We start from the raw sequence: 26398 nt of genomic DNA on the forward strand, positions 1-26398 counted from the left end.
GCTTGCCACTGCCTCGCTGAACGTCACACGGAATGTCAGCGTATCGGCACTGGTGTCTTCCGCGGTCGGGTTTTGCCGAACGGCGGTGACGAAACTGGGGGCCGCGTTGTCAAGATCAAAGGTGTTTTCGTTTGTCCCGGTTGGTGTGGTGTTGCTCAGCGCATTGCTGGAAGCATCCTGAATATTCTGCCCGCCTGCAAAGCCCAGCGTCACCGTGCCGTTGTAGCCGGCCAGATTTCCACCGCTGGCGGTAATGTCATAAGTCGTCCCCGAGCCGGATGTTGAGATGGCAGCTCCGGTTGGCCCGGCGAGCGTGAAGTCCCCGGAGCTGACGTTTTGCACGGTCTCGTCAAAGACGATCCGCCATGTCAAACTATCGGCATTGGTCGGCGAACCGGACGGTGTCTGGCGCGAAACGGATGAGATGCGCGGCGCAGTGGTGTCCCCGGCCACAAAGGCGCAATCGGGCTCGATCGCAACAAGGTTAAAGCTGTTTGACCCTTTGACCGCAGCACCGGGATTGGAAAAAGTGGCACCAAGGGATTGGTCGGGAAACGTGTCGAGTTCATCGACCATATAGGCGGTGACATTGCCCGCCGCTGTCAGCGGCATCTGCGCGATAAGAAAAAACTGGTTTGCCGGCAGTGCGATTGAGGGTTCAACACCGCCACCTCCTGCCCCGATGATGATACCGGCACTGTCCACAAGGTAGATTGCAAAATCGTCCTGCGCGAGTGTCGAGCCACCCGGAAACGTCACAACGCGGTCTGTTGTGGTAAACTCGCTGGAGCCGATTACGATCAATTGTTGCAGAAGTGTATTGCTGGCGCTTGTGCACGTCCCGCTCAAGGCAGTTGTGATCGGGCCGGAAAAGGTAGCCGCCGCCGCAGGCGAGGGTGTTGCCACAACACCCGCCAACCCAGTTGCCATTGCTGCACACAAAGTGAAAAGTTTCTTGTACATCCTGCCAGCCTTCTTGCCGCAAGTCCTTGGTCGAGCTTTTATCGCTCACTCCAGACTGCGATGTCCCATTCAATTGCCGGATGAGGAACTTTCACCTAAGCGTTTCGCTTACATAGAAGAATTGGCCTCATCCAAACCGCGCTCGTCACGTTAAGCAGAAGTTTGTTAACAATCCAAGCAAACTTAGAAAAAGGTCCAAGAAACTTAAAAAGTGAAACAATGCGGGACCAGGGGTGTCGGGAACATCGCAACTCTTTCCCACAGCGGCGCTTTACCCATAGCGGCGCTTTCCACCGAGTTTCAATACCCTAACCGCCGCCACTTGCCGTTCCTCGCTATGTCCAATAAGTTTGCATTATCGGACATAATGTGGTTTCGTTGCGAAACATGGCCCATACACCCCCAAACACGCCTTCAGAGGCCGGGATTTCCCGCTCAACCTCGCCTCAGGCATCCTCCTCTGCTCCGCTGGACGAGAGCGATCCAATCGCCCTGCCCGTCCATATTGCCGGCTCCGGCACCCTTAATCGCCTCGTCGACACCGCCCGCGACTATGCCCGCGCCGCGACGGCCGAGAACACCAACAGAGCCTATGCCGCGGACTGGGCGCATTTTGCCCGCTGGTGCCGTCTGAAGGGAACAGACCCCCTGCCCCCATCGCCCGAGATGATCGGTCTCTACCTTGCCGATCTGGCCTCTGGTACGGGCCCCTCCCCTGCCCTCTCGGTCAGCACGATCGAGCGCCGCCTCTCTGGCCTCGCGTGGAACGTCACGCAGCGGGGTTTCACCCTCGATCGCAGGGATCGCCACATCGCCGCCGTGCTCGCCGGGATCAAGCGCAAGCATGCACGCCCACCAGTTCAGAAAGCGGCCATCCTGCCCGAGGACATCCTCGCCATGGTGGCCACCCTGCCCTATGACCTGCGCGGCCTGCGTGACCGGGCGATCCTGCTTGTGGGATATGCCGGAGGTCTCAGGCGGTCGGAAATTGTGGGTCTGGACCACGGCAAGGACGACAGCCCCGACTCGGGCGGCTGGATTGACCTCTTCGATGACGGCGCCCTCCTGACGCTCAACGCCAAGACCGGCTGGCGCGAGGTCGAGATCGGGCGCGGGTCCAGCGATCAGACCTGCCCTGTGCACGCCCTGGAGCAATGGTTGCACTTTGCCAAGATCGACTTTGGGCCGGTCTTCGTGCGCACCTCTCGTGATGGCAAGAAGGCCCTGGACGCCCGGCTGAGCGACAAGCATGTCGCCCGGCTGATCAAGCAGACCGTGAGGACATCGGGCATCCGTGCCGAGCTGCCCGAGGCGGAACGTCTTGCGCTGTTCTCGGGCCACAGTTTGCGCGCCGGGCTGGCCAGCAGCGCAGAAGTCGACGAACGCTATGTCCAGAAACAGCTTGGCCATGCCTCGGCCGAAATGACCCGCCGCTACCAACGTCGCCGGGATCGGTTCCGGGTCAACCTGACCAAAGCCGCGGGGCTTTAGCCCCCCTGCCCGCGCAACACCGCGAGCGCCTGAACATGGCGCGGCAGATCGCTGCGGGAATGCAGGATGTCGACGATGATGACCTCTTCCGGGCGCTCCAGAAACACCAGAAAGTGTTCGCCTGCCCTGAGAAACCGCAGGTCCTCGGCCCCATCCACCAGCACCGCACAACTGCGGCTGTGGACCCGCCCGGCAACGATGGCCTCGCAGCGGGCGATCAGCTCGGCCTGGTAGAGATCAGCCTGCCGCGGGCCAAAGGTGTCAATCGTCCACCGGGCAATCCCGGTCAGGCTGTCCTCGGCGCGGCGGGTCAGCCGAAAGCTTCGACTCATGAGGCGGTGCGGGCTCTGGCAAAGGCGCGCCGGATGGCCTCGGCACCGCTGCCCGGTGCCAGATCATCGCGCGCGGCCTGTTCCAGCCCCTCGCGCAGACCCTGTTGAATGCTCAGCACCTGTGCCTCTTCCTGCTCCAACAGGCGCAGACCCGCGCGCAAAGCCTCGCTGGCGTTCTGATAGCGGCCAGAGGCGACCAGAGCCTGAACCAGCTGATCCTGAGCATCGGTAAGAACGACATTGCGTGTGACCATGGTGGGGCCTCCTTGGTTGGCAATATATGCCAATGGCCGCCGCCGGGCAATGATGGCCTGCGAAACCCGGCAAAAGAAAAGGGAGGTTTCGCGGCGAAACCTCCCCTGCCCTCGTGGTCATTCAGGTGCGGGATTATGGCTTTTCCAGCAGATGCTGGATCTCGGCCACCAGACTGTCCATCAGATCCTTGTCGAGCCTTCCGCCCTCGAACCGCAGGATGTACCCCTTGGAATCGTGGGTCTGGCGGATCGTGATGCCCGAGGATGTGACCAGCGTATCGGCATTCTGCCAGCCGGAAATCGGCTTGGGCTTTTTCGGTCGCCCGCCGCGTTTGGGATCGTGTTCGACGTCGTCCAGCTTGGCAATCACCGTCTCGACCTCGGCCCATTCCTCGTCGGCGTTGGCGGGTGTGGCCAAGGCCAGCGCGTCGCGGATACGGGCCTCGGCCCCCTGCCGCAGTGCCTGGGCCAGACGCAGGCCGCGACGCTCGCTGAGGGCATCGGGAAACTCGAGCATGTCGCCCAGCTCTTCAAAGATCAGGGCAAAACTGCGCACTTTGGAGCGCTTGGCCTTGGAGCCGGTGGCAAACAATTTGTTGACCGCATCCTCGACATTCAGAAAGGCCCCCTGCTGCGCCGAGATCACGGCGATGCGGCCGCGCTCAAACTGGCTGAGTTCCGAGCGCACCTCGTTCTCTTCCACCATGGCGACAAAGGCAGCATCGGCCTCGGCCATGGGACGGATAATGGCGCGGATGGTCTTGTATTTGTCCTGCTCGGTCAGACCCAGAAGCTCGCGCACGGCCATCAGGCGGCGATAGCCCGACAACAGTCCATAGCGCGGACCGTCTGCGCCCTGGGGCAGTTCAAAGACCTCGACCGGCAGGCGCAGGCCATTGGCGGAAATCGACAGGCGCAACTCAAGCATTTCGTCGGGGTCCAACGTCGAACGGTCGCGGACCATGGCGTCGGCGTCGATCTCGCCCACGGGCAGATCGACCAGCAGGCGACCATCTGCTTTGGCGGCCTTGAGCTGGCCTTCGCTGGCTTCCAGCTCGGCCTGACGGGCACGGTCGGCGGTGCCCATGGGCTGCGCAAGCGCTGCGCTGTCGGCGGCAACCTGCGCGATGGGTGCGAGGCCACGCCCCGAAGGCGCGGCGGGCGCAGAGGTTTCGCGGCGAAACTCCTGTTCCAGCTTGTCGATGTCAGCGGTGCTGGGGGCTTCGAGCTTTCTGCGTTTAGCCATTTGTGCTCTCCTCGTTTGCCTGATCTTCCTTGGCCTGTTGCAGGTCCCGCCACCAGGTCCCGAGGATGATCTCTTTCACCTCGGCCCAGGTCCGGTCAAAAGTCTCGCGGCCCCGAACATAGGTGTCACGGTTGAACTCGCGATAATCCGCCTCGTAGATCCCGTTCACCTGTTCGCCGGCCTGACCCACCATGGCGGTCATGTCCTGACGATAGGTGGTCATGAAGTCGCCAAAATAGGCCTGGATCACGTTCGCCAGATCGGTCTGCTGCCCGGCATCAAAGCGGGTGATCAGCGCGCGCACGGCGTCCCATTCGAACTTGACCTCGGGCAAGCCATCGCGACGGCGGGCGGCGTTTTCGCCTTCTTCCACGCTGGCAAATGTCGAATAGAGCATGTCGAAAAACCGGCCTGTTGAGTCGAACTCGAGGAACGAGGCCCCGAGCGGCACCAGCAGGATGTCGGCGGCGGCCAGGGCGTTGATGGTGAGATAGCCAAGGGCCGGGGGAGTATCCAAGAGGATGATATCGTAATCGTCAACGATGCGTTCGTTGGTCAGCGCATTGGTCAGCGCGTCCCACAGTGGCCAGCTGCGCAGGCCCATACGCCAGACGGGGATCTGGAACTCGGCCCAGTAGAGATTGAGCTGCGCGCCGAGCAGGTCGATGTTGGGCCAGTGGGTCGGCTGGATGATGTCGCGGGCCGAGACGTTCAGCGCCTCGGTCAGGGTCTCGTCAAAGGGCAGGGGGGTCGCGCCGGACGCCTCGCGGACGCTGTTTTCGGACAGGACGGCCTGGGCGTAATCCTTGGCCATGAGCGGAAAGGCGGTGGACCATTCGTCGGGCACATCGCCGCCCATAATCGAGGTGAGCGATCCCTGGCTGTCGAGGTCGATCACCAGCACCTTGTACCCGTCCAGCGCGGCGGACATGGCGAGGTGAGCGGTGGTGGTGGTCTTGGACGTGCCGCCCTTGAAGTTCGAGACGGCAACGATCTTGGCCGGCAGGCCCTCGGGGCGCCAGGGCTGGTACTCGCGGTCCTGCGCGCCCTCGGCGGCGAAATGCGCGCGGAGCTTCAGGACATCGTCGAGCGAGAACCACTTGGAATTGCCCTCGCCCACGCCCTGCGGCAGATCGGGGTATTTCTTGAGCACGCGCCGGAAATGGGCCGGGGCGACGGGGATCAGGAACTTGCAGATCTCCCAGGTGGAAAACCGACGCAGGCGTTTTTTGCCGTCTGGGGCATAACCGCGACGGGCCAGATCCTCGCGCCCTTTCGCAGCGAAAGCCGCCGCTTTCGCGAATCGGGCGGTGTCGATAGGATCAGACAACTTGGCCGCCGCCGCCGCGGGGTCGATGTTGAAGTAAGGGGGGAGGGGGTCTTTGCCTGCGGTCATCTTGGTTCCAATGCGATGTTCTGCTTGATTTGTGATTTTGCCGAAACTATCGCACATCACAAGGCAAATTGGAATCATCCAGGGCGGTTTCGCCGCGAAACCTGATCTCATTCAAAGAAAACAACGACAGATAGATTGTAGAATCTTTAGAGTCTTTGGAATCTTTACCAGTAGAAAACCCTTGTAAATCAGATACCTAGGATGATTTAGGTGCCCGCTTACAGGACGAAAGGCACCCGGATACAGGATCAAGGGTACCCGTCAACAGGCGCTCAGGTGCCGATTCGCGGGAAGACGGGCGCCAGAGTCCGGTTAGAGGTGTATTAGACCCTAAACCAGCGGTCTTTGCGATAATCGGAATGAAACCCTCCTGTAAATGGGTACCCGAATGACCGCGTGGCCGGGCACTTATCCACAAAGGGCACCCGTTTACGGGATCACTCGGCTGCAAATTAGGGCACCCAAAGGGCCGTTGATTTCAGGTGCCTTTCAGCGCATAATAAAAAGAAAAAGGGCAGGGCGATGGACGATATTCCACGCGATCAGTTGACCGGCGCATTGCGGCGCGGGGCGGTAAAGAAACACGTGGCGGCGATCCACGTCTCGGGCAAGCTGACATTGCTGCAGCGCAAGCTGTCGAATGTTCTGTTGCTGAACGCCTATGACACGCTGACCAGTCAGAACAAACACGCGATCGACGCGCGCACCTTGTGTCTGATGATCGGCTACAACTCGAACGACATGGACACGCTCAAGGCGTCGCTGCGCGGGCTGGCCGAGACGGTGGCCGAGTGGGACATGCTGGACGAAAAGGGACAGCAGGAGTGGGGCGTGTCGAGCCTGTTGAGTTATGCCAAGCTAAAGGGCGGCGTATGTGAATACGCCTATTCCCCGGCGCTGGCGGAAAAGCTGCACGACCCCAAGGTCTTTGCGCTGATCAACCTTAACATTCAGCGCAAGTTCACCTCGGGGCACGCACTGGCGCTGTATGAAAACTGTTACCGGTTCATCCGTACCGGCAGCACGGGCTGGTGGCCGATGGAGCTGTTCCGGCGGCTGATGGGGCTGGATGGGTCGAGCTATTACGAGAGCTACAAGCACCTCAATGCCAAGGTCATCAAACCGGCAGTGGCCGAGGTCAACAAGACCAGCAACATCGTGATCGAACCGGAGACCCGCAAGAAGGGCAGGGTGGTGACGGAAATCCGGTTCCGCATCAAGGAAAACCCGCAGCTGGCGATTCTGGATCTGGACGATGGCGGTGCGCTGCGGCACGGGGCGATCTATGGCCGCCTGCGCGATCTGGGCGTCAGCGACCGGCTGGCGCGGCAATGGCTGGGGGCCTATGGCGAAGACCAGGTGGCGGCAAAGCTGGAGTATGTCGAACAGCGCAAGGACGTCAAAAGCAAGGTCGGCTATCTGAGTGCCGCGCTGAAAGAGGATTACCGCGAAGAGGGGCAGGGGCGCGAGACCTCGGCGCCGCTGACCGACAAGGCCGAGCGTCTGCGCCGGGTGCAGGCGGCGATCGAAGCCCGCTCGCCCACGCAACGCGATGCCGACAAGCGGCTGTTCCTGAGCCTGTTGGACGACGACGTGGCACGGGCGAACTTTGAGCGCTTTGGCTGGGTTTCGCCGCTGAACATCCAGGCGATCTTTGCCTTTTGGGCCGAAATGGACCCGGACATTTTTGAAGGTCTGACCTGAAAAACAGCAAAACCCCCTGTGTTAGAGACTGTTTTTTGCTGTCCAGAGGATTCACTTTGGACCCAGAGTCCCCTAGGATTCACATCAGGAGGCCCTGATGTTTGTCCGGCTGGAAAAGATCAATCCCGAAGCCCATCAATGGCGGTTCTACGCGATGCATGTCGCGCAGACGCTGTTTGGCGAGTGGTGCCTGATCCGCGAATGGGGGCGGATCGGAGCGGCGGGCGGGCAGCGCATGGTCGACTATGCCGCGACCCGCGAAGAGGCCGAGGCGGCGCTGGACCGGTTGTCAGCGCGAAAATACCGCCGAGGATACAGCGCCTGCCAAGGGTAGGGGCGCGGATTGGGTGCCGCTCTGAAGAGCGGCGGTTTTTGCCGCAAACAGTGGCGCATAGCGCCGCCTGTTGTTATGGAAGCCTATGAGTTTTTCTGACGCCCCGATCGTGGAGTTTTCCGACACTGTGCCCAGGCTTCCTGCGTGGATCAGGTCTGGTCGGGGTCAGTCTGATGCGGACATTGCGTTTTTGTCCGGGGCTGCGGTGTCTCATCTCGACCATGTGTTGGCGTCCGGTCTCGTGCCTGCATCCCTGCTGCGGCAGCGTCTTGCGCTGCTGTCCGCAGAGGCCTGTCTTGCCTATTCTGGCAGGCCGGAAAGGGCGGCGGACTTGCGCGACGAAGTCCATTTCCTGCGCCCCGGCGATCAACCCGGTCCGGCGGGCAAAACCTATCTTGCCTGGCAGCATGCGGTGGATCGAAAGGGGACGGTTGCATCATTGTCCCGCACGCTGGGAGACCACGCACCGGACCGGATCGCCATGTGGTTGGATGCGGGCCGGGGGTCACCGGTGTCGCAGGCGGCTGGTGTTTTGGAGGCCGTGCTGGCGGATATGCCAAGGCAACAGGCGTTTGCGCTGATCCTGGCAGAGGCGGCCTTGGCGCGGGCGCTTGGGTGGGATCGGATCACGCCGATCCTGACGCTGGGGTTTGGGACCCGAGCGCCGCGAGAGACCGGATCAGAGCTAGGGCTGGCGTGTCATCAGGCGATCCTGAAGGCGGTGCCGCAGGTTGGTGCGCTGGCCACGGATCTGGCGCGGCGCAGGATGCGATTGCAGACCGCCGCACCAAAGCTGCGCGCCAGGGGGGCGGAGGCGGCCGTGCAGCTTTTCCTGACGCAGGATGCGGTGGCGCCCTCGGCGCTGACCTCGTTGCGGTCAGACCGGGCCGCCCGGCGCCTGTGTGATCGGCTGGTCGAGTTGGGGGCGGTGCGCGAGTTGACCGGGCGGGATACGTTCCGGCTCTATGGGGTGTAGCGATGAGCCGGGGCGACGTCGTGATTGACCGGGAGCTGGAGGATTTGCCGCAGGATTTGCGCTGGCGGGAATGGATGCGCCGCGTCGAGGCGGTTCTGTTCGCCAGCGCGTCGCCGGTCTCACGCGAGGACCTTGCCAGGATCGTGGGGCAGGGGGTCGTGGTGGATGTGCTGGTCGAAGACGTGAAGGCCGCGTTGATCGATCGGCCCTACACGGTTGTGGCGATACAGGAGGGTTGGACATTGCACACCCGTCCGGCCTATGGCGACGTGATCCGCGCGGCGGCGGATGTTTCACGGCAGGATCTGGGGCTGCGCGAGTTTGATGTCGCGGTTCTGACGGCGATTGCCTATTCCCAGCCCATTACCCGGGACGGTTTGCGCGACATCTTTGGCAGGAACATCAGCCGCGACCTGATCGGGCGGCTGAATAGTCTCGAACTGATCACCACCGGCCCTCGGAGCCCGCGGCGCGGTGCGCCCTATACGTTTGTGACGACAGAGAAGTTTCTTGAGGCCTTTGGGCTTGAAAGCCTGCAGGACCTGCCGGATCGGGAACAGCTGCATGACGCAGGTGTTTTGAACACGGTCACACAAGGCACGTAGAATCGGGTTGGCGCTGGACGCCGGTCCCATGAGAAACCCCGCAATTCGCCTGAAACCTTGTTGACAGGGTTTGATTTGTCGAAATATCATTTGTGTGCAAACAAAAACCGAGGTGCACGGTGAGTTACCATATGCCGAATGCTCTTTCCGAAGCGTTGGAGATTCTTGCGCAGGGCGGTGCAAGGATTGTTGCCGGTGGTACGGATGTGTACCCGGCGGCCAAACAGGGCCGGGCGCCGGAGGTCTATCTGGATGTAAAGCGGATCGAGGGGCTGTCGCTGGTGTCGCAGTCCGACGGGGGAACGCGTTTAGGGGCCGCGGTGACATGGAGCGATGTGGTGGCCGCAGAGCTTCCGGCGGCGTTTGATGCCCTGAAGGCTGCAGCCAGAGAGGTTGGCAGTATCCAGATACAGAACGCCGGAACCGTGGTGGGCAATATCTGCAATGCCTCGCCTGCGGCGGACGGTGTGCCGGCTCTTTTGGCGCTGGATGCAAGGGTTGAAATCGAAAGTGCAAGGCGCGGGCGGCGCGATGTGAAGCTGGCGGATTTCATCACCGGCGTGCGTCAGACCGACCTTGCCCCGGATGAGATGGTTTCGGGCATCTGGATCCCGCCGCAGGAGGCCGCCAGCCAGTCGGCATTCGAAAAGCTGGGGAGCCGCAGGTACCTGGTCATTTCGATCTGCATGACGGCGGTCAATATTGTGCTGGATCGGGATAGGCGCATTGCCTCGGCACGGATCGCGGTTGGGGCATGCTCGGCGGTTGCCCAACGGCTGACCGCGCTTGAACAGGATGTGGTTGGTTTGGCGCCTGACAGGGTCACCGTGACGCCCGCACATCTGGCGCCGTTGTCACCGATTGACGATGTGCGCGGGACATCGGCGTATCGGCTTGATGCGGTGGGCGAACAGATCAGACGGGCCATCATAAAGGCGGCAGGGACATGAAAGATCATCTGCGGCAGGCACCTTTGAAGTTCACATTGAACAACGCGCCCGTGACGGCTGCGCCCTATCCCGGTCAGCGTCTGTCCGAAGTGCTGAGGGAAGATCTGGGCGCGCGGGACGTCAAGATCGGCTGTGATGCGGGGGATTGCGGGGCCTGTACGGTTCTGCTGGACGGCAAGCCGGTTTGCGCCTGCCTGACCCCGGCGCATCAGGCCGAGGCAAAGACAGTCGAAACACTTGCCGGTCTGTATCAGAGCGATCCCGACACGAAAAAGCTGGCTGACAGGTTCCAGAATCACGGAGCGGCGCAGTGCGGGATCTGCACGCCGGGCATGATGGTGTCGGCGGTGGCGCTGTTGCGGGAGACCGACGCGCCAAGCGAAGCGCAGGTTCAGGATGCCCTTGGGGGTGTGCTGTGTCGGTGTACCGGGTACCGGAAGATCATTGATGCGGTCATGGGGGCACCGGCCATTGCCATGGATGGCGGCGGCGCGGTTGGCACGTCGGTGCGCAAGCTGGACGGGGGCCCCAAGGTTTCCGGCGGGGAAATCTTTGGCGACGATGTTGCCCCGGCGGGGTGTCTTGAGGTCTTTGTCATCCGGTCGCCGTTTGCCCGCGCGGCGTTTGCCTTTGGGGCGCTTGACGCATTCGCAGCGAAAGAGGGGGTCGAAGCGGTTCTGACGGCGGCGGATATTCCCGGGCAGAATGTCTTTGGGGTGATCCCGCAATTCGCCGATCAGCCGGTCTTTGCCGAAGGCGAGGCACGGTTTCGCGGTGAGGCCGTGGCCGCGATCGTGGCAGAGCCGGGGTTTCTGGTTGATTTCGATCCGGACACCTTTCCGGTGGTTTGGACAGAGTTGCCCGCGGCCACGGATATCGTTGCGGCGCAAGAGGCGCAGGCGGCACAGTTGCACGCTGAGCGCGCGCGCAATGTGATGTGCGGGGGCTTTGTGACCTGTGGCGATCCGCAAACTGCGCTGGAGCGAGCTGACGTCACGGTGCAAGCCCGGTATCAGAGCGGCTTTGTTGAACATGGCTATATCGAGCCGGAAGCCGGGTTTGCGGAAATGGTCAACGGGCGGGTCGAGGTACATGCCTGCACGCAGGCACCGGTGATGGATCTGGAAAGCCTTCAGATCATTCTGGGCATGGATCGCAGTCAAATCCGCATCGTGCCAACGGCTGTTGGCGGGGGCTTTGGCGCCAAGCTTGATCTGACGGTGCAGCCCTATCTGGCGCTTGCGGCGCTGAAGACCGGGCAGCCGGTGCGTTTGTGCTATTCGCGCAGCGAGTCGATGCAAAGTTCGACCAAGCGCCACCCGTCGGACATCACCCTGCGGATCGGGGCTTCGAAAGAGGGCAAGATCACCGGGTTCGATTTTTACGGTGAGTTCGACACCGGGGCTTATGCAAGCTGGGGACCGACCGTTGCCAATCGGGTGCCGGTGCATGCTTCGGGTCCTTATGCGATCAGTGATTACCGGGCGGAATCCAAGGGCATTCACACCAACAACCCTCCGGCGGGCGCGTTTCGGGGTTTTGGGGTGCCACAGGCCGCGATTGCCCAGGAAAGCCTGTTTGACGAGCTGGCGGACAAGCTGGGGCTGGATCCGCTGGAGTTCCGGATCGCCAATGCGCTGGACAATGGCGTGCCCACGGTCTGCGGTCAGGTTTTTCAGCAGGGCGTCGGGATCAGGGCCTGTCTGGAGGCGTTGCGGCCTGCCTGGGGACGCGAACGCGCAAAAGCCGAGGCGTTTAACGCGCCACAGGACAGTATCCGGCGCGGTGTGGGTGTTGCGGCGGGCTGGTATGGCTGTGGCAATACCTCGTTGCCGAACCCCTCGACGATCAAGTCGGGCATTGATGCACAAGGTCGCGTGGTCTTGCACCAGGGGGCCATGGACATCGGGCAGGGGGCCAATACGGTCATCACACAGATCTTTGCCACGGCTTTGGGTCTGCCCATCTCTGAAATCTGCATTGTCGGGGCGGACACGGATGTGACGCCGGATGCGGGGAAAACCTCGGCCTCGCGGCAGACTTATGTGTCGGGCAATGCGGCGCGGCTGTCTGGCGAGGCGCTGCGCGCGCAGGTGCTGGAAAAGATCAACGTGGGCTCGGATGCCACGCTGAGCCTGGAGGGTGCAACACTGGTGGCCGAGGACGCCCAAGGGCGGCACGTTCTGGATCTGGCGCAGTTGGCGCCGGATGCTGAGGGCTATGTGTTCCGGGCCGAGGAAACCTATGACCCGCCAACGGTGCCCCTGGATGCCAATGGGCAGGGCGTGCCTTATGCGCAGTTCGGCTATGCCGCGCATCTGGTGGTGGTGGACGTGGATATCGCCATGGGCACGGTGACTCCGACAAAGTTTGTGGCGGCTCATGATGTGGGGCAGGCCATCAACCCCATGCTGGTCGAGGGCCAGGTCCATGGCGGGATTGCCCAGGGTCTTGGGATGGCGCTGATGGAGGAATACATCCCCGTACGCACCGAGAACCTGCATGACTATCTGATCCCCACCATCGGGGACATTCCCCCGATTGAGACGATCATCATCGAAGAACCCGATGCGCATGGCCCCTATGGTGCCAAGGGTCTGGGGGAACATGTGCTGATCCCCACCGCGCCCGCGATCCTGAATGCGATCAAGTCAGCGACCGGCGTGCGGATCACCAAAGTGCCAGCGACGCCATCCTTGGTGCGCATGGAAATTGTAAAGGCGCTGTCATGACTGAACGTGTGAAACCCGCCAAGATCCGCTGCGATGCCTGCCCGGTGATGTGCTACATCGCCGATGGCAATGCCGGGGCCTGTGACCGCTATGCCAACCACGATGGACAGCTGGTGCGGCTTGATCCGTTGACCATCATCCAGGGCGGCAGTCAGAAGCTTGTGCCCTTTATGCCCGAAGGCGCGGAAGACAGCTGGGATGGCGACATCATTCAGGGCGAGCGCCCCTTTGTCACCGCGGTGGGGGCGGGCACGACCTATCCGGATTATAAACCTGCGCCCTTTATCGTCAGCCAGGATGTCGAGGGCGTGGACATGGTGACGGTCGTCACCGAGGGGATATTCAGCTATTGCGGCGTGAAGGTGAAAATCGACACGGATCGTCACATCGGGCATGAGCGCGATATCGTTTATGTCGATGGCGAACCGATTGGTCATGTGATGACCTCGGAATACGGCTCGAAGATGTTGTCATTGGGGGGTGTTGAACACCTGACCGGCGGCAGCAAGAAAGAGGGCCGCGTCACCTGCGACGCGCTGATGCGTCTGTGCAACCGCGAGGCGGTCACGATGCAGATCGGTGAAGAGGATCATCAGACCGACGTGGTGGTCGAAGCAGGCAAGGCGCCCATCATCAATGGCGAGGAAGAAAAGCTGATGCGCGTCGGTTGTGGCTCGGCGACGATTGGCATGTTTGCCATGCAATGGCTGGATCACGCAGACGAAGTGGTGGTGGTGGACGATCACATCACCGGCGTGTTGTCCGAGCATGAGGCCGGCAAACAGCTGGACGTGCCGCCCACGGGCATCAAGTTGCTGGGTCGCCGGTCGACTCCCGGTCGCTATTTTCAGGTGGCCAATCCGGGCACCGGATGGGGCGGAACGGATATCGAAGACCCCCTGAAGATCCTTGGACCGTTCAAGCCCGCGGTGGCCTGGGAAGGGCTGCGCGTGTTGATGGTTTCAACGACGGGCGAGCAATACGCCTATTACGAGCTGGATGCTGATCTGGTGCCGCAGCCCAAACCTGCGCCAAAGGCCTTGGTTGCCGCCTCCGAGCTGATTGCGGAAAACTGCGAACCCTCGGTGTGCTCGGTCCTGTTCATGGCCGGGGCAGGGGGCAGTCTGAGGGCGGGGGTGACGGAAAACCCCGTGCGCCTGACACGCTCGGTGAAAGAGTCGCTGACCCATGTGTCCTGTGGCGGGGCCGACACCTATGTCTGGCCCGGTGGCGGGATCACGGTGATGGTGGACGTTCTGGACATGCCGACGCAGTCCTTTGGCTATGTGCCGACGCCCGCGCTGGTGGCGCCGATCGAGTTCACCCTGCGGGTCAGCGATTATCAAACGCTGGGCGGGCATATGGATGAGGTCAGACCGGTTGACCAGATCAACAGGGAGGCGGCGCGCCACGTGGCGCAAAACCCCAGCGCGCATGACCCGATGGCGCGTGGAAACTTTCGCTGGTCCAAGAAGGACCCGTGATGCAGCCCACAGCACATATCCTGCCGGACGGGCGCAGGTTGCATCTGCAGCACGGGCCTATTGATCTGATTATCGGGGTCGACGGGCAACGTGACCGGGCCTTTGCCGCCGCAACCGAGCGGTTTCAAACGGTTCTGCAGGAGCTGGTTGATGAGCTTACAGAGTTGCGCGCGCCATTGGGCGCCGAGACCCGGCCCCCCGGCGGGCCGGTGGCACAGCGCATGCACAGGGCGGCGATGCCCTTTGTCGACGCGGGTTTCATGACGCGCATGATCGCGGTGGCGGGTGCGGTGGCCGATGAGATGTTGCACGCCATGCTGGCCAATGCGATTTGCGAGCGGGCTTATGTCAACAACGGCGGCGATATCGCGCTGTTCCTGGGGGATGGCGCCACGTTCGGGACGGCGATGCAGGACCACGCGGGCAACCCGCTGGGCCGGATCGAGGTATCGGCAGGTGATGGTGTGGGGGGTATCGCGACGAGTGGCCGGCATGGGCGCAGTCACAGTCTGGGGATTGCAGACAGCGTGACTGTTCTGGCCAAAACCGCGGCGATTGCAGATGTGGCGGCCACCCTTTGTGCAAATGCCGTTGATCTGCCAGACCATGCGGCGGTGACACGCCGCCCGGCGTCAGAGCTGGGCGATCAGGGGGATTTGGGCGATCTGCCGGTTGTTGTCGGTTGTGGACCACTGACAGATCAGGCCTGTGACGTCGCGTTGGGTCGGGGCGTTCAGCGCGCGCAGACCTACTGCGATCAGACCCGTATTCACAGTGCGGCCTTGTTCCTGCAAGGTCGGGTAAGGACAACTGGTGCGCGGCTCTTTGCGCTCCGGAACAGAGAGGACGCATATGCCTGAACTTATCGTGCGCAAGACCGCGTATTCCGTTGAAGAGATTTTTCACGAGGGCGGTCCGAGGCCGGAAAAAACCCTGCAACGCGCGGCGGCCATCGCGGTGATCGAAAACCCGTTTGCGGGGCGCTATGAGCCTGACATCCAGTGGTTCATGGAGGATCTCAAACCGCTGGGCCTGTCGATGGCGGCACGGCTGGTCGCGCTTTTGGGCGGGCCTCAGAACGTGGAAGGCTATGGCAAGGGCGCGCTGGTTGGTGAAGCCGGAGAGCTGGAGCACGGCGCGCTGTGGCATGCGCCGGGCGGCTATGCGATGCGCGCGCTTTTGGACAATTCGAACGCCATCGTGCCGTCGACCAAGAAGGTCACGGGCGTCGGTGGGCGGCTGGACGTGCCGATCACGCATATCAACGCGTCATACGTGCGCAGCCACTTTGACTCGATGGAAGTGGGGTTGAACGATGCGCCAAGGGCCAACGAGATGGCGCTGGTTCTGGTGATGAGCACCGGCGCGCGTATTCATGACCGCGCGGGCGGTCTGGCAGCGAAAGATATTGTCGGGGAGGATGGATTGAGATGAGTGCGAAGATCAGAAAGATCGCGGTCAACGTGGAAGAAACCCACATGGAGATCGGCAAGGCGATTTCCCCGGCAACGCGCAAGGCGGTTGCCGTTGCGGTGATCGAGAACCCCTTTGCCGGATCCTATCAGGAGGATCTGTCGGACCTGATGGAGATTGGCGCCGAGCTGGGCGCGCTTCTGGGCAAGAAATGCGTTGATGCGCTGGGGATCACCCCGGCTGAGGCGGAGAGCTACGGCAAATCGGCAATGGTCGGTGAAAATGGCGAGCTGGAACATGCTGCAGCGCTGCTGCACCCCAAACTTGGCGCGCCACTGCGGGCCGAGGTCGAAAAGGGCGCAGCCCTGGTGCCGTCGTCCAAGAAGATGGGCAGCCCGGGTCAGGTCCTGGACGTGCCTCTTGGTCACAAGGATGCCGCTTATGTGCGCAGCCATTTCGACGGCATCGAGGTCAGGCTGAATGACGCGCCCCGCCGCGACGAGATCATGGTGGCCGTTGCTGTCACCGACAGCGGACGCCCACTGCCGCGGGTGGGGGGGCTGACCCATGACGAGGCCGAGGGCAAGGACGGTTTGCGGTAGGGCGAACCAAGCTGATGAAGACCTTTTCAATACACCGGGATGGCGTTAGGTAGATTTATGCCTGACGCCGTCGATCACATCCGAAAAAAACACCAGTACCGGCTTGGAAAACAGGTTGGCTATCTTCTCCGGTTGGCCAGCCAAAGACATGCCGTGATCTTTCAGAAGACCATCTCTGAAGCTTTGACCCCCACGCAGTTCTCGACGCTGATCCGCATTGCCGAACATGGCGATACGTCGCAAAACCACCTGGGCCGTTTGGCCGCGATGGATGTTGCCACGGTCAAAGGGGTTGTGGATCGACTTAAGAGCAAGGGGCTTGTGGTGTCGTCACCGGACCCCAACGACAAGCGCAGGACCATCATCTCCCTGTCCGAACAAGGCGCCGAGATGATCGACAAGCTGGTTCAGGACGGCAAACAGATTTCCGCCGAGACCCTGGCGCCGCTGACCAAGGCCGAACAGAAAACGCTGTTGGAGCTGCTGCAGAAGCTGTCTTAGCGCGCCGGTTGTTTATGTGATCTTTTCCGGGAACCGCTCTGCCGGAGGCGTGTTGCGCGAGCGTTCCGTGCGGACGATGCCGTCAATGATCGTCATCCCCACACCCGGCAGGTTTCCAAGCTGCACGGATTCGAGCATGGTTTTGCCCGGCGCATGTTGCGCCTGGTCCAAAAGGACAAAATCAGCGCTGTAGCCCTTTTCAATGAGACCTGCGTCCAGCTCTCGCTGGCGGGCGGTGTTGCCGTTGCCAAAGCAAAAGGCCTGTTCCGCCGGGACATTGCCGAACGCGGATAACATGGCGATCATGCGCAGGATGCCAAGCGGCTGCACGCCCGAGCCGGCCGGCCCATCGGTGCCAAGGATCACCTGATCCAGTTTGCCCAGCTCGCGCGCGGTGTTCACGGTCAGAACGGCGGCGCGTTCGTTGCCGTTGTGGACGATCTCGAACGCGGCCTGACAGCTTTCGCAGAGGCAGACGATCTGATCGTCCGGCAGGGCAGAATGCCCGCCGTTGATGTGGCCGATCACATCCGTGCCGGTTTCCATGACCATGTCGGCGTCAATCAGTCCCGAGCCGGGAATCGAAGGGCCACCGGTGTGGATCGTGCTTTGCATGCCGTATTTGCGGGCCCAGCCCACCATCTGTTGCGCGGTCTTGCCGTCCTTGACCGTGCCGAGACCCACTTCGCCAATCAGTTTGACGCCGGCATCTGCCATGTCTTTGAAGTCTTGCTCGACCATGCCGTGTTCGATCACCGGTGCCCCGGCGTGGACCTTGACGCCGGAGGGGCGGAAATTTTCGTACCAACGCTGTGACGCGATGGCCATGGCCTTGAGCCCCACGACATCCTTGGGCCGCCCCGGCATGTGCACCTCGCCCGCAGAGATCAGGGTGGTAACACCACCGTGCAGGGTGGAGTCGATCCAATGCAGCTGTTGCTGTCGCGGGGTGTAGTCGCCGACAACGGGGTGGACGTGGCTGTCGATCAGTCCCGGCGCGAGGGTGACGCCCTTGGCGTCGACTTCGGTGGTGGCCCCGTCGCAATCGAGATCCTTTTCATATCCCCAGGCGTCGATCTTGCCGTCAATGGCGATGAGGCAGTCGCCGTCAAAGATGGGGTCTTCCAGCTTTCCGGACAGGATTTGTCCAATGTTGCGGATAACGAGCTTTTCCATCTGAACCTCCGTGATTATCGTTAGTATACGAATATAATTTGCCCGCTTTGGTCAAGAGAAATTCCCGGTTGCGGTGACGTTTCTTGCCCTCTTGACCGGGACAGGTCTGTGGTATTAATCATTAGTGTACAAACGATTCGAAAACCTTGAGACATGTGTCGTGATGGGCGCTGTACCAGCCCCTTTTACCCGGACCCGGTCCAGTTTTATCGGCCATGGCCGGCAACAAGGTCGCCGGAAGCCGGGGCAGGGGGCAGATACCGCAAACGCGTTGCTCTGAAGGACCGCAACATATTACCAAAGGGGGCCGCGATGGCATTTGATAAGGCAAAAGAGACCCAGGGAAACTTTCCGGTTCCGGCAGGTGTTTATGCGGAACAGGTGACATTGGTCGAGCATTATACGGACCGGTTGTTCAGATTTCGCATTACACGACCGGCCGCGTTCCGGTTTCGGTCAGGCGAGTTTGTGATGATTGGCTTGCCCAATGCCGAAAAACCTGTGTTTCGTGCCTATTCCGTTGCATCACCCAGTTGGGATGAAGAGCTTGAGTTCTATTCGATCAAGGTGCCGGATGGGCCGCTGACCGAGCATCTCCAGAAGATCAGGGTGGGGGACACCGTGCTCTTGCGGAGAAAACCGACGGGCACACTGGTGAACGATGCCCTGTTGCCGGGCAAGCGGCTTTGGATGTTCTCGACGGGGACGGGCATTGCGCCCTTTGCCAGCCTGATCCGTGATCCGGAAACCTATGAAAAGTTTGAAGAGGTCATTCTGACCCACACGTGCCGGGATGTTGCCGAGCTCAAATACGGTCAGACCCTGGTCGCAGAACTGAAAGATGACCCCTTGGTGGGGGATGCGGCCAAAGGGTTGCGGCACTATTGCACCGTCACGCGCGAAGACTATGGCTTTCGCGGGCGGATTACTGACCTGATGGCCTCGGGCAAGGTGTTTGACGATCTTGGTCTGCCCCCCATATGCCCGGATGATGATCGCGGCATGATCTGCGGGTCGATGGCCATGCTGAGAGACACCAAGGCAGCTCTGGAAGGTTTCGGCCTGAAAGAGGGGTCCAACAGCCAGCCTGCGACGTTTGTCGTGGAACGGGCCTTTGTGGACTAGCGCTGGGTGGGCGGTCGGCTAACTGTCCGGAATTTCGAGGTGCAGAGTGGCTTCGACGGGCTGCCCTTGGCGCAGATAGGTGCGGTGGTCGTTTGTGTTGAGCGAGACCTTGAGGTCATAGGTTCCGGGCAACAGCCCGCCAATCGAAAAGGTCGTGTCATAGAGGCGCGAAAGCTTGAGTCCATTGAGGTAGAGATGGGCATGGCCCTGATTGTCGACATGCGGCGCCTCAGCGTCGGCCACAAAGTCGAAGTTGGCGACCTTTAGCGCAAAGGTGCCGCCCTCTGGTGTCATCGCAGAGGTTTGGGACAGCGTGATCTGCGGTGCCTTCGTGACCTCGACCCCCGCGTCCGCGCCATGGTCCATGTCGTCTGAGACGGCGCCGACGTTCAGCACCCGTGTTGTAACGCGCCCCTGATCCCCAAAGGTCAAGGTAATGGGCAACAGCGAGCCTTGGTCAAAGGGCGTTTCGTTGGTCATGAGCATGAAATGCGCACCATCCATGGCAAAGATGCCCTTGCCCTTGGCGGGGATCACCAGCGGTGCGCCCATGTGGCCCGGATTCATGATGGACAGGGCATGGCCATCAGGAGAACTCGCGCCGGTCAGGGCGATGGCGTCGCCGTGGTTCTCGACCGTGAGGGTCATCATGAACAGGTTTGGACGGCCTGCGACCTCGCGGGCCTCGACCTGGGTCACGATGACGTTTGTCTTGGGCGGCGCAAACAGGAAAACTCCGATGAGCGCAGCCATGACCACCAGAACAAGTGCCAGGATACGTTTCATATGTGTGTTGCCTCCGTGCGCGGGTTCGTGTGTATAGTACTGATATGACGCGATTTTTCAACAGCCTCACCCCGGTTCTTGTTGCCGCTCTGGCCTGTTGGCCCGAGACGGCAGCGGCCCATGCAGGGGATCAGGGGTTTGTATTGCTGTTGCCAACCACGTTCTACACGATCACCGGGACGCTGAGTGTTGTGGCATCCATGGTGCTTGTCACCTGTCTGCGCCGGGGAGTGGCGGCCTGGATGTTCACGCCGCGCAGTGTGTTGCGCCTGCCGAGCGCGCCGGAGTTTCGGGTGGTTGGGCTGACATCCGTGTTTGCCACAGTGTTTTTGATGGTGCTGATCGGTATTGGGCTATGGGGGCCGAATGACCCTCAGAACAACTTGTTGCCGCTGACGTTCTGGACCCTGTGGTGGATGATGCTCTACACCGTGCAGGGGACGCTTTTTGACGTTTGGCGGTGGATCAATCCGTGGACGGGGATCGCCAAACTGATTGGGGTCGGGGATGACCCGCCGATCCGGGTGGCCGGTGATCCGGGTGTTTGGCCGGCAATCGGTCTGTTCGTGTTGTTCCAGGGGTTTCTGCTGGCGGATATCGCGCCGAGTGACCCCAAGCGCCTGGCCTATATCGTGCTGGTCTATTGGGGGCTGACCTTTATCGGGATCGCGCTGTTTGGGCGTCGGTTTTGGTTGCGCCATGTGGAATGCATCACGGTGTTGTTCAACCTGCTGTCCCTGCTCAGGCCCCTGGAGATCACCGAGCAGGTGCGGATCGGGCTGCCGGGGTGGCGCGCGGTGCAGGATCGCCGGACCGGGCTGAGCCTGTCTTTGCTTTGCCTCACGGTTCTTGCTGCCGGGAGTTTTGACGGTGTGAACGAGACGTTCTGGTGGCTTGTACAGATTGGCATCAACCCGCTTGAGTTTCCCGGTCGATCCGCTGTCGTGAATGTCACCCTGTTCGGTCTGGGTGCCTCGATTGCCCTGCTTGTGGCGGTTTATGCGGTGGCTGTCTGGGTGGGGGTGAGGGCCGCGCGCGGCTTGGCCAAGGAAACGGACGTGTCCTTTGCTGAAAGTTTCCGGGCCTTTGCCATCACGTTGCTGCCCATCGCTCTGGGGTATCATGTGGCGCACTATCTGGTCAGCTTTCTGGTGCAGATCCGGGTGACGCTGTCGACGGCGGCGGATCCGCTGGCCAGGGGGTGGGATCTGTTTGGATTAAGTGCGGTCAAGGTCACCACTGGGTTCCTGAACACACCCGAGACCGTCAAGGTCATCTGGCTGTCACAGGCGGGCGTTGTGATCCTGTCGCATATCCTGGCGGTCTTGATGTGCCACCAGATCGCCGAGCGGACATGCAGATCAGCCAAAGGGGTCATTCTGATCCAGGCAGGGATATCGATCCTGATGATTGCCTACACGGTGTTCGGCCTGTGGCTTTTGGCCAGCCCGCGCGGGGCGTGATGCAGAAAAAGGTGGACAGCCGATTGGCGGGCACTGGATACTGGAGCGATTGAAGCGGCGTCACACCGTTTTTGCAACCAATGGAGAACGTTATGCCCAAGACTGAAAATGGTAAGACTCAGATTTCCCGGCGCGGTGCCTTGTTGGGTTTGGGTGCCAGCGCCGGAGCAATGGCCGCGACTGGCGTGCTGCCCGGATCACTCGGTTTTGCACAGGCCCAGAGCTCGGCGCCGATCAGAATTGGCTTTCAGAAACACGCAACCGGCATCGGCGCGGCCTATGGCCGGTGGTATGACGCGACCACAACGGCGGCGGTCAAGCGGATCAATGACGCCGGTGGTATCAACGGCCGTCCGGTTGAGGTTATCACCGAAGATGACGGAACGGACCCCAGCCGCGGTGCCGAGGTGCTTGAGAAATTCGCCAACCAGCATGAATGTGACGTCGCCTTTGGCACCCTGTTCAGCCACGTCGTAATCGGGTCCGCCCCGCGTGCGGGTGAATTGAAACTGCCGTATTTCGTGGTCTCGGAAGGCCACCACGTGGCCAGTGGCATGCTCAATCGCTATACGCTGCAGCCGGGCATCACGGATGTTAAAAGCCAGGTGATCTCGATGGCGCCCTTTGTGGCGGACAATCTTGGCAAGAAGGTCACGATGATCTTCCCCGACTTTGCCTTTGGCCACGACCACCGCGACTTTTTCAGCGAGGCGATTGAAGCGCAGGGGGGTGAAGTTGTTGCAAAGATCGCCATTCCGCCCACCGAGACGACCTTTACCCGCTATTTCCCAAGCATTCCGCGGGAAACCGAGGTTATCTATCACGTGATGGTGGGGCCTGCCGTTCTGACCTTTGTCAAGGAACTGGGTGAGTTCTTTGGCCCGAACCGCCCGGAGCTTTTTGGGTTTATCGACAGCCTGGAGGCGGTCGACATCAACAGCACCGGTCTGGAATTCCTGGATGGCACATACTTCTGGGAGGGCATGCCGCGTTATGCGCAGGCCAATCAGACGGACGCAGAAAAAGCGTATCGCGCTGCGGTCGGGGTGGATGACAATGGGGCCTCGCTGGATGATCCGGCTGATGTGGCCACTTATGCGCATATGTTTGGCTGTTGGGAGACGCTCAACATCATCAAACGGGGCATGGAAAGCGCCGATTATCAGGGGCCGCAGGATCGCACCAAGCTGATTGAAGCGGTCGAGGCGATGTCGGACATGCCGGAATCCGAGGATCACCCGCAGGGTGCGAAACGGTTTAACGGCAAGACGCACCAGACCTTTGGCTCGCAGTACATCTCGAAGGTGACGGACGGCAAACTGGTTGTTGAGCATGTCGCCTCGATCGAGGACGGTCTGTACGAAGACGAAGTCGACTATACGACCCAGGCGTTCTAAGCAGAGCCAGCCGAAGAGAGAGAAAGAGCGCCAATGGATTTTGGTCCGCATTTGATGCTCGCGACCCTTGAGGGCGCGGTCATCGCCGCCATCCTTGTGCTGACGGCCATGGGGTTGAGCATTGTGTTTGGTGTCATGCGCGTCGTCAATGTCGCGCATGGCGAGTTCTACATGTTGGGGGCCGTGCTGGCATGGTTCGTGACATCCTTTCTCGGGGGGCACCCGGCCATTGGGTTTGTCGCCGCCATCCTGATTGCCCCGCTTCTTGTCGGGCTGATCGCGGCGGCGGCGGACCAACTGGTGCTGAAACACATCGACTATGATCCGGATCGCACGATTGTCGGCACAATCGGCATTCTGTTCATCATCCAGCAGACCACCCTGATGACCTTTGGCCCCGAGGCGCGGCCCGTGGCGGCGCCGTTCAACCAACGTCTTGCGCTGCCGTGGTTCGAGTTTACCGACAATGGATTCGAGATGTTCTGGCCCTGGGGGCTGAGCATCACGAGTTACAAGCTGTTTGTCATTGCCGCCGCGCTGACAGTGCTGGTGGCGCTGTGGCTGTTCCTGACACGCACGCGGATCGGTCTGATCATGCGCGCGACCCAGCAGGACAGTGAAACCGCTCAGGCCTTTGGAGTGCCTGTCGGGTTGGTTTATTCCTGTGTCTTCGGACTGGGTGCGGCGCTGGCGGCCCTGGGCGCGGTGCTGGTGGTGCCGATCCAGCAGGCGCATTACCTGATGGGGGCGGACCCGCTGTTGCTGTCGTTCATCGTGGTGATCATCGGCGGCCTGGGCAGCCTGCCCGGAACGGTGATTGCCGCCATCCTGATTGGCATGAGCGACGGGATCATTTCGGTGTTCTTCTCGCCCACGCTGGCAAAGATCATCGCAACGTTCCTGGTTGCGATGGTGCTGGTGTTCCGGCCGCAGGGCCTGCTTGGCAGGACTTCGACATGACGCGGTTTTCCAAGGCTGACGCGCTGCACCTGGGCATCCTGGCGATGCTGGTCATCGCGTTTTTTGTGCTGCCGACCTATCACGTTGGTGCCGTGTCGCGGATCATGGTTTTGGCGGTCTATGCCATCGGTCTGAACCTGCTGTTCGGGTACACGGGGCTCTTGAGCCTCGGGCATGCGATGTTCTTTGCAGCGGGCATGTACGGGTTCGGGCTGGCGATCAAGTTCATGGCTGCGCCGGTTTTGCTGGCCTTTGTCCTCGCGCTGATTGCGGCTGCGGCGCTCAGTCTTGTTGTGGGGCTGTTGGCGTTGCGAACGGCGGGGGTGGCGTTCATGATCGTCACTCTGATGTTCGCCCAGACCGCGTACCTCGTGGTTTTGTACTTTGGGGAGTTCACCCGGGGTGACGAGGGGTTTGTCCTGCAGCAGGCCGAACGGCTATTGCTGGGATTTGACGTCACATCGGAAACGGGTCGGTATTTTGTGGCGTTCAGCGTCTTTGCCATTTGTTTCCTCGGGTTTGCCCGGTTGGTTCAGACGCCCTTTGGCAAACGCCTGATCGCAATCCGGGAAAACGAAGAGCGCGCCCGTATGCTGGGCTACGACGTGGGCCGCTACAAGCTGCTTGCGCTGATCGTTTCGGGCACGATTTCGGGCTGCGCCGGGGCGTTATACGCGCTGTTGTTTGGCTATGTCGGGGCGACGTTTGCCTCGGTCCAGTACTCGATCCTGCCCTTGCTCTGGGTGTTGCTGGGCGGGGCCGGGACAACCATCGGACCGCTGATTGGCGTCATGTTCATGTTCTATCTGATTGATGCCTCGAGTGCTTATACCAATTCTTACATGCTGATCGCGGGGCTGGTTCTGGTGCTGCTGACGATGTTTGCGCCAAAAGGCATTGCCGGAATTCTTCGTCTGAGGGTCATGCCGTGGCTTCCATGAACATTCTCGAAACCAAGGGGCTGACCAAGGTCTATGGCGGCGTCGTGGCCAACGCCGATGTGGATTTCACGCTGAGGCGCGGCCAGATCACCGCGCTGATCGGCCCGAACGGCGCGGGTAAATCGACCTTTGTCGGCATGGTGAGCGGACGCATCCCGGCGACGCGTGGACAGGTGTTTTTTGAAGGCCGCGACATCAGCGCCCTGCCGGCGCACAAACGCATCCAGCTGGGGATGGCCTATACGTTTCAGATCACGTCTGTGTTTCGCGGTCTCAGCGTTTATGAAAACGTGGCACTGGCGGCTGGTCGTACCCTGTCGGCCGACCCTGAGGCGCTGGACCGGCGCATCACTGCGGTGCTGGAACGGGTTGGCATCAAGGACCGGTCGCGGCAAATCGCGGGCGACCTGAGTTATGGTCACCAACGGATTCTTGAGATTGCCATGGGTCTCGCGCAGGACCCCGAGCTGTTCATTCTGGATGAGCCGACACAGGGGCTGGCGGAAAGCGAGGTGGCAGATTTCATCAACCTGATCCGCACGCTGGCGGGCGAGACAACAATCCTGCTGATCGAGCACAACATGAAAGTTGTCATGGAAGCGGCGGACTATATCACGGTGTTGGATCAGGGCATGTTGCTGGCCGAGGGGACCCCGGCGGAAATCCACGCAAACGCCGCGGTTCAGGCCGCGTATCTGGGGACAGCTGTCGATGCTTGAGGTCAAGAACATCCACTCGGGCTATGGTCCTGTACAGGTGCTGTTTGGCGTGTCGCTGTCGGTAAATGCCTCGGAAATCTTGTGCCTTTTGGGTCGCAACGGGGCTGGTAAGACAACGATCATGAAATCCATTATGGGGCTGGTTCCGATTACCCGGGGCAGTGTGTCGCTGGAGGGGCAGCCGCTGCACAGCCTGCCTACGCATAGGGTGCCCAGGATGGGAGTGGGCTACATCCCGCAGGGGCGTCGGCTGTTCCCGGAACTCACGGTGAGTGAGAACATCGAAATGGGTCTGATGGTGCGCAATGAAGGTGCCGATACGCGGGACTGGGTGCTGGATCTGTTTCCCCGTCTCAAGGACAGGCTCAGACAACAGGCGGGCACCCTGTCCGGTGGGGAACAACAGATGCTGGCCACGGCGCGGGCCTTGTGTGTGCGCCCCAAGGTTCTGCTGCTGGATGAGCCGACAGAGGGTCTTCAGCCGTCGATGATCGAGCAGATCCGGCAGGTCGTTGTCAGGATGAAGCAGGAAGGCATTGCCATCGTTCTGGTGGAACAACGTGTCGACGCGGTCCTGTCGATCGCCGACAAGGTGACCTTTGTCGAAAACGGCAAAGACGTGCAGACGATAGGCGCGGCTGACCTAAGGGATGATCCCGAATTGCTCCGCAGCCGGCTGGGTGTTTAGGGAACCGGCTGCCTGTGCGGGTGGTTCAGGGTGCATTTGTCCCGTATGACCTTCTGAAACAGGCCGCTAATCGGTTGGAACATCACTCGAATGTTACCTGGCTTTGCGCATCGCCCTGTGACGAGGCGGAGAACAAGAAGCGCTCGGCCGTTGCGGCCCG

26 protein-coding genes are annotated in these 26398 nt (G+C 61.1%); 19 read left to right on the plus strand and 7 right to left on the minus strand.

Annotation, left to right across the window (positions count from 1 at the left end; all coding sequences use genetic code 11):
• Window positions 1-963 (minus strand): hypothetical protein (locus tag EK369_RS18605; RefSeq protein ID WP_206198119.1); only part of this gene is annotated, 963 nt, incomplete at its 3' end.
• A gap of 387 nt (window positions 964-1350) precedes the next feature.
• On the opposite strand from EK369_RS18605, the gene EK369_RS18610 reads away from it, so the two are divergent.
• The gene (locus EK369_RS18610; RefSeq protein WP_127115779.1) at window positions 1351-2454 is read left to right on the plus strand and encodes a tyrosine-type recombinase/integrase; all 1104 of its coding nucleotides are present in this window, start codon (window positions 1351-1353) and stop codon (window positions 2452-2454) included.
• Here EK369_RS18610 and EK369_RS18615 read toward each other — a convergent pair.
• The 4 genes from EK369_RS18615 to EK369_RS18630 all read right to left on the minus strand — a co-directional run bounded on the left by EK369_RS18615 (window position 2451) and on the right by EK369_RS18630 (window position 5682).
• Entirely contained in the window at window positions 2451-2786 is a 336-nt protein-coding gene (locus EK369_RS18615) for a type II toxin-antitoxin system RelE/ParE family toxin (RefSeq protein WP_127115780.1), read from the minus strand. The two genes, EK369_RS18610 and EK369_RS18615, sit on opposite strands and share 4 nt — an antisense overlap.
• Window positions 2783-3040, minus strand: a complete 258-nt coding sequence (locus tag EK369_RS18620; protein ID WP_127115781.1) for a type II toxin-antitoxin system ParD family antitoxin — start codon at window positions 3038-3040, stop codon at window positions 2783-2785. Before EK369_RS18620 ends, EK369_RS18615 begins: the two co-directional genes overlap by 4 nt.
• Window positions 3041-3173: 133 nt before the next feature.
• Window positions 3174-4286 (minus strand): ParB N-terminal domain-containing protein, encoded by a 1113-nt coding sequence (locus EK369_RS18625; protein WP_127115782.1) that lies wholly within the window; start codon window positions 4284-4286, stop codon window positions 3174-3176.
• Window positions 4279-5682, minus strand: a complete 1404-nt coding sequence (locus EK369_RS18630) for an AAA family ATPase (RefSeq protein ID WP_127115783.1) — start codon at window positions 5680-5682, stop codon at window positions 4279-4281. Before EK369_RS18630 ends, EK369_RS18625 begins: the two co-directional genes overlap by 8 nt.
• A 522-nt stretch (window positions 5683-6204) precedes the next feature.
• On the opposite strand from EK369_RS18630, the gene EK369_RS18635 reads away from it, so the two are divergent.
• From EK369_RS18635 to EK369_RS18685, 11 genes are all read left to right on the plus strand, one after another.
• Window positions 6205-7386, plus strand: a complete 1182-nt coding sequence (locus EK369_RS18635; protein ID WP_127115784.1) for a replication initiation protein — start codon at window positions 6205-6207, stop codon at window positions 7384-7386.
• A gap of 97 nt (window positions 7387-7483) precedes the next feature.
• Complete coding sequence (locus EK369_RS18640) at window positions 7484-7720, plus strand: WGR domain-containing protein (protein WP_127115785.1); 237 nt, start codon at window positions 7484-7486, stop codon at window positions 7718-7720.
• A gap of 85 nt (window positions 7721-7805) precedes the next feature.
• Complete coding sequence (locus tag EK369_RS18645) at window positions 7806-8696, plus strand: DUF1403 family protein (RefSeq protein WP_127115786.1); 891 nt, start codon at window positions 7806-7808, stop codon at window positions 8694-8696.
• Window positions 8697-8698: 2 nt separating this feature from the next.
• Window positions 8699-9301, plus strand: a complete 603-nt coding sequence (gene scpB, locus EK369_RS18650; protein ID WP_127115787.1) for an SMC-Scp complex subunit ScpB — start codon at window positions 8699-8701, stop codon at window positions 9299-9301.
• Window positions 9302-9432: 131 nt separating this feature from the next.
• Window positions 9433-10251 (plus strand): FAD binding domain-containing protein, encoded by an 819-nt coding sequence (locus tag EK369_RS18655; protein WP_127115788.1) that lies wholly within the window; start codon window positions 9433-9435, stop codon window positions 10249-10251.
• Window positions 10248-12983 (plus strand): molybdopterin-dependent oxidoreductase, encoded by a 2736-nt coding sequence (locus EK369_RS18660; RefSeq protein WP_127115789.1) that lies wholly within the window; start codon window positions 10248-10250, stop codon window positions 12981-12983. Before EK369_RS18655 ends, EK369_RS18660 begins: the two co-directional genes overlap by 4 nt.
• The gene (locus EK369_RS18665) at window positions 12980-14467 is read left to right on the plus strand and encodes a 6-hydroxynicotinate reductase (protein WP_127115790.1); all 1488 of its coding nucleotides are present in this window, start codon (window positions 12980-12982) and stop codon (window positions 14465-14467) included. The genes EK369_RS18660 and EK369_RS18665 overlap by 4 nt, the downstream gene beginning before the upstream one ends.
• Window positions 14467-15327 carry a UPF0280 family protein gene (locus tag EK369_RS18670; protein ID WP_127115791.1) on the plus strand — a complete coding sequence of 287 codons (861 nt, stop codon included), beginning with the start codon at window positions 14467-14469 and terminating at the stop codon, window positions 15325-15327. Before EK369_RS18665 ends, EK369_RS18670 begins: the two co-directional genes overlap by 1 nt.
• Window positions 15320-15901, plus strand: coding sequence for an amino acid synthesis family protein (locus tag EK369_RS18675; RefSeq protein ID WP_127115792.1), 582 nt, complete (start codon window positions 15320-15322; stop codon window positions 15899-15901). Before EK369_RS18670 ends, EK369_RS18675 begins: the two co-directional genes overlap by 8 nt.
• Window positions 15898-16482 carry an amino acid synthesis family protein gene (locus tag EK369_RS18680; RefSeq protein WP_127115793.1) on the plus strand — a complete coding sequence of 195 codons (585 nt, stop codon included), beginning with the start codon at window positions 15898-15900 and terminating at the stop codon, window positions 16480-16482. The genes EK369_RS18675 and EK369_RS18680 overlap by 4 nt, the downstream gene beginning before the upstream one ends.
• A 57-nt stretch (window positions 16483-16539) precedes the next feature.
• Complete coding sequence (locus EK369_RS18685; RefSeq protein WP_127115794.1) at window positions 16540-16983, plus strand: MarR family winged helix-turn-helix transcriptional regulator; 444 nt, start codon at window positions 16540-16542, stop codon at window positions 16981-16983.
• 12 nt (window positions 16984-16995) lie between these two features.
• On the opposite strand, the gene EK369_RS18690 is transcribed toward EK369_RS18685, so the two are convergent.
• Entirely contained in the window at window positions 16996-18159 is a 1164-nt protein-coding gene (locus EK369_RS18690) for an amidohydrolase family protein (RefSeq protein WP_127115795.1), read from the minus strand.
• 312 nt (window positions 18160-18471) lie between these two features.
• On the opposite strand from EK369_RS18690, the gene EK369_RS18695 reads away from it, so the two are divergent.
• Window positions 18472-19284 carry a ferredoxin--NADP reductase gene (locus EK369_RS18695; protein WP_127115796.1) on the plus strand — a complete coding sequence of 271 codons (813 nt, stop codon included), beginning with the start codon at window positions 18472-18474 and terminating at the stop codon, window positions 19282-19284.
• Window positions 19285-19302: 18 nt separating this feature from the next.
• Here the strand turns inward: EK369_RS18695 and EK369_RS18700 are convergent, their stop codons facing one another.
• On the minus strand, window positions 19303-20070 hold the full coding sequence (locus tag EK369_RS18700; RefSeq protein WP_127115797.1) for a copper chaperone PCu(A)C domain-containing protein: 768 nt from the start codon (window positions 20068-20070) through the stop codon (window positions 19303-19305).
• A gap of 44 nt (window positions 20071-20114) precedes the next feature.
• Here EK369_RS18700 and EK369_RS18705 point away from each other — a divergent pair, with 44 nt between their 5' ends.
• The 6 genes from EK369_RS18705 (at window position 20115) to EK369_RS18730 (ending at window position 26238) form a co-directional block, all read left to right on the plus strand.
• A complete protein-coding gene (locus tag EK369_RS18705) occupies window positions 20115-21533 on the plus strand; it encodes a hypothetical protein (protein ID WP_127115798.1) in 1419 nt (472 codons plus the stop codon).
• Window positions 21534-21625: 92 nt separating this feature from the next.
• A complete protein-coding gene (locus EK369_RS18710) occupies window positions 21626-22930 on the plus strand; it encodes an ABC transporter substrate-binding protein (protein ID WP_127115799.1) in 1305 nt (434 codons plus the stop codon).
• A gap of 33 nt (window positions 22931-22963) precedes the next feature.
• Complete coding sequence (locus EK369_RS18715) at window positions 22964-23890, plus strand: branched-chain amino acid ABC transporter permease (protein ID WP_127115800.1); 927 nt, start codon at window positions 22964-22966, stop codon at window positions 23888-23890.
• Window positions 23887-24831, plus strand: a complete 945-nt coding sequence (locus tag EK369_RS18720; protein WP_127115801.1) for a branched-chain amino acid ABC transporter permease — start codon at window positions 23887-23889, stop codon at window positions 24829-24831. The genes EK369_RS18715 and EK369_RS18720 overlap by 4 nt, the downstream gene beginning before the upstream one ends.
• Window positions 24828-25550 (plus strand): ABC transporter ATP-binding protein, encoded by a 723-nt coding sequence (locus tag EK369_RS18725; protein WP_127115802.1) that lies wholly within the window; start codon window positions 24828-24830, stop codon window positions 25548-25550. Before EK369_RS18720 ends, EK369_RS18725 begins: the two co-directional genes overlap by 4 nt.
• Window positions 25543-26238: an ABC transporter ATP-binding protein gene (locus EK369_RS18730; protein WP_127115803.1), complete on the plus strand. Its 696-nt coding sequence runs from the start codon at window positions 25543-25545 to the stop codon at window positions 26236-26238. Before EK369_RS18725 ends, EK369_RS18730 begins: the two co-directional genes overlap by 8 nt.
• Window positions 26239-26398 lie beyond the last annotated feature (160 nt).

It is taken from the genome of Shimia sediminis (genome assembly GCF_003990645.1).
GTDB classification, from domain to species: domain Bacteria; phylum Pseudomonadota; class Alphaproteobacteria; order Rhodobacterales; family Rhodobacteraceae; genus Shimia; species Shimia sediminis.

What these genes read in the sequence shown, in the direction of transcription:
- EK369_RS18680 (WP_127115793.1), top strand. Translation starts at nt 15,898, where the DNA reads ATGAGTGCGAAGATCAGAAAGATCGCGGTCAACGTGGAAGAAACCCAC.
- EK369_RS18725 (WP_127115802.1), top strand. Translation starts at nt 24,828, where the DNA reads ATGAACATTCTCGAAACCAAGGGGCTGACCAAGGTCTATGGCGGCGTC.
- EK369_RS18625 (WP_127115782.1), bottom strand. Translation starts at nt 4,286, where the DNA reads ATGGCTAAACGCAGAAAGCTCGAAGCCCCCAGCACCGCTGACATCGAC.
- EK369_RS18675 (WP_127115792.1), top strand. Translation starts at nt 15,320, where the DNA reads ATGCCTGAACTTATCGTGCGCAAGACCGCGTATTCCGTTGAAGAGATT.
- EK369_RS18690 (WP_127115795.1), bottom strand. Translation starts at nt 18,159, where the DNA reads ATGGAAAAGCTCGTTATCCGCAACATTGGACAAATCCTGTCCGGAAAG.
- EK369_RS18710 (WP_127115799.1), top strand. Translation starts at nt 21,626, where the DNA reads ATGCCCAAGACTGAAAATGGTAAGACTCAGATTTCCCGGCGCGGTGCC.
- EK369_RS18705 (WP_127115798.1), top strand. Translation starts at nt 20,115, where the DNA reads ATGACGCGATTTTTCAACAGCCTCACCCCGGTTCTTGTTGCCGCTCTG.
- EK369_RS18685 (WP_127115794.1), top strand. Translation starts at nt 16,540, where the DNA reads ATGCCTGACGCCGTCGATCACATCCGAAAAAAACACCAGTACCGGCTT.
- EK369_RS18665 (WP_127115790.1), top strand. Translation starts at nt 12,980, where the DNA reads ATGACTGAACGTGTGAAACCCGCCAAGATCCGCTGCGATGCCTGCCCG.
- EK369_RS18655 (WP_127115788.1), top strand. Translation starts at nt 9,433, where the DNA reads ATGCCGAATGCTCTTTCCGAAGCGTTGGAGATTCTTGCGCAGGGCGGT.
- EK369_RS18715 (WP_127115800.1), top strand. Translation starts at nt 22,964, where the DNA reads ATGGATTTTGGTCCGCATTTGATGCTCGCGACCCTTGAGGGCGCGGTC.
- EK369_RS18635 (WP_127115784.1), top strand. Translation starts at nt 6,205, where the DNA reads ATGGACGATATTCCACGCGATCAGTTGACCGGCGCATTGCGGCGCGGG.
- EK369_RS18610 (WP_127115779.1), top strand. Translation starts at nt 1,351, where the DNA reads ATGGCCCATACACCCCCAAACACGCCTTCAGAGGCCGGGATTTCCCGC.
- EK369_RS18615 (WP_127115780.1), bottom strand. Translation starts at nt 2,786, where the DNA reads ATGAGTCGAAGCTTTCGGCTGACCCGCCGCGCCGAGGACAGCCTGACC.
- EK369_RS18695 (WP_127115796.1), top strand. Translation starts at nt 18,472, where the DNA reads ATGGCATTTGATAAGGCAAAAGAGACCCAGGGAAACTTTCCGGTTCCG.
- EK369_RS18670 (WP_127115791.1), top strand. Translation starts at nt 14,467, where the DNA reads ATGCAGCCCACAGCACATATCCTGCCGGACGGGCGCAGGTTGCATCTG.
- EK369_RS18730 (WP_127115803.1), top strand. Translation starts at nt 25,543, where the DNA reads ATGCTTGAGGTCAAGAACATCCACTCGGGCTATGGTCCTGTACAGGTG.
- EK369_RS18660 (WP_127115789.1), top strand. Translation starts at nt 10,248, where the DNA reads ATGAAAGATCATCTGCGGCAGGCACCTTTGAAGTTCACATTGAACAAC.
- EK369_RS18645 (WP_127115786.1), top strand. Translation starts at nt 7,806, where the DNA reads ATGAGTTTTTCTGACGCCCCGATCGTGGAGTTTTCCGACACTGTGCCC.
- EK369_RS18700 (WP_127115797.1), bottom strand. Translation starts at nt 20,070, where the DNA reads ATGAAACGTATCCTGGCACTTGTTCTGGTGGTCATGGCTGCGCTCATC.
- EK369_RS18640 (WP_127115785.1), top strand. Translation starts at nt 7,484, where the DNA reads ATGTTTGTCCGGCTGGAAAAGATCAATCCCGAAGCCCATCAATGGCGG.
- EK369_RS18720 (WP_127115801.1), top strand. Translation starts at nt 23,887, where the DNA reads ATGACGCGGTTTTCCAAGGCTGACGCGCTGCACCTGGGCATCCTGGCG.
- EK369_RS18630 (WP_127115783.1), bottom strand. Translation starts at nt 5,682, where the DNA reads ATGACCGCAGGCAAAGACCCCCTCCCCCCTTACTTCAACATCGACCCC.
- scpB (WP_127115787.1), top strand. Translation starts at nt 8,699, where the DNA reads ATGAGCCGGGGCGACGTCGTGATTGACCGGGAGCTGGAGGATTTGCCG.
- EK369_RS18620 (WP_127115781.1), bottom strand. Translation starts at nt 3,040, where the DNA reads ATGGTCACACGCAATGTCGTTCTTACCGATGCTCAGGATCAGCTGGTT.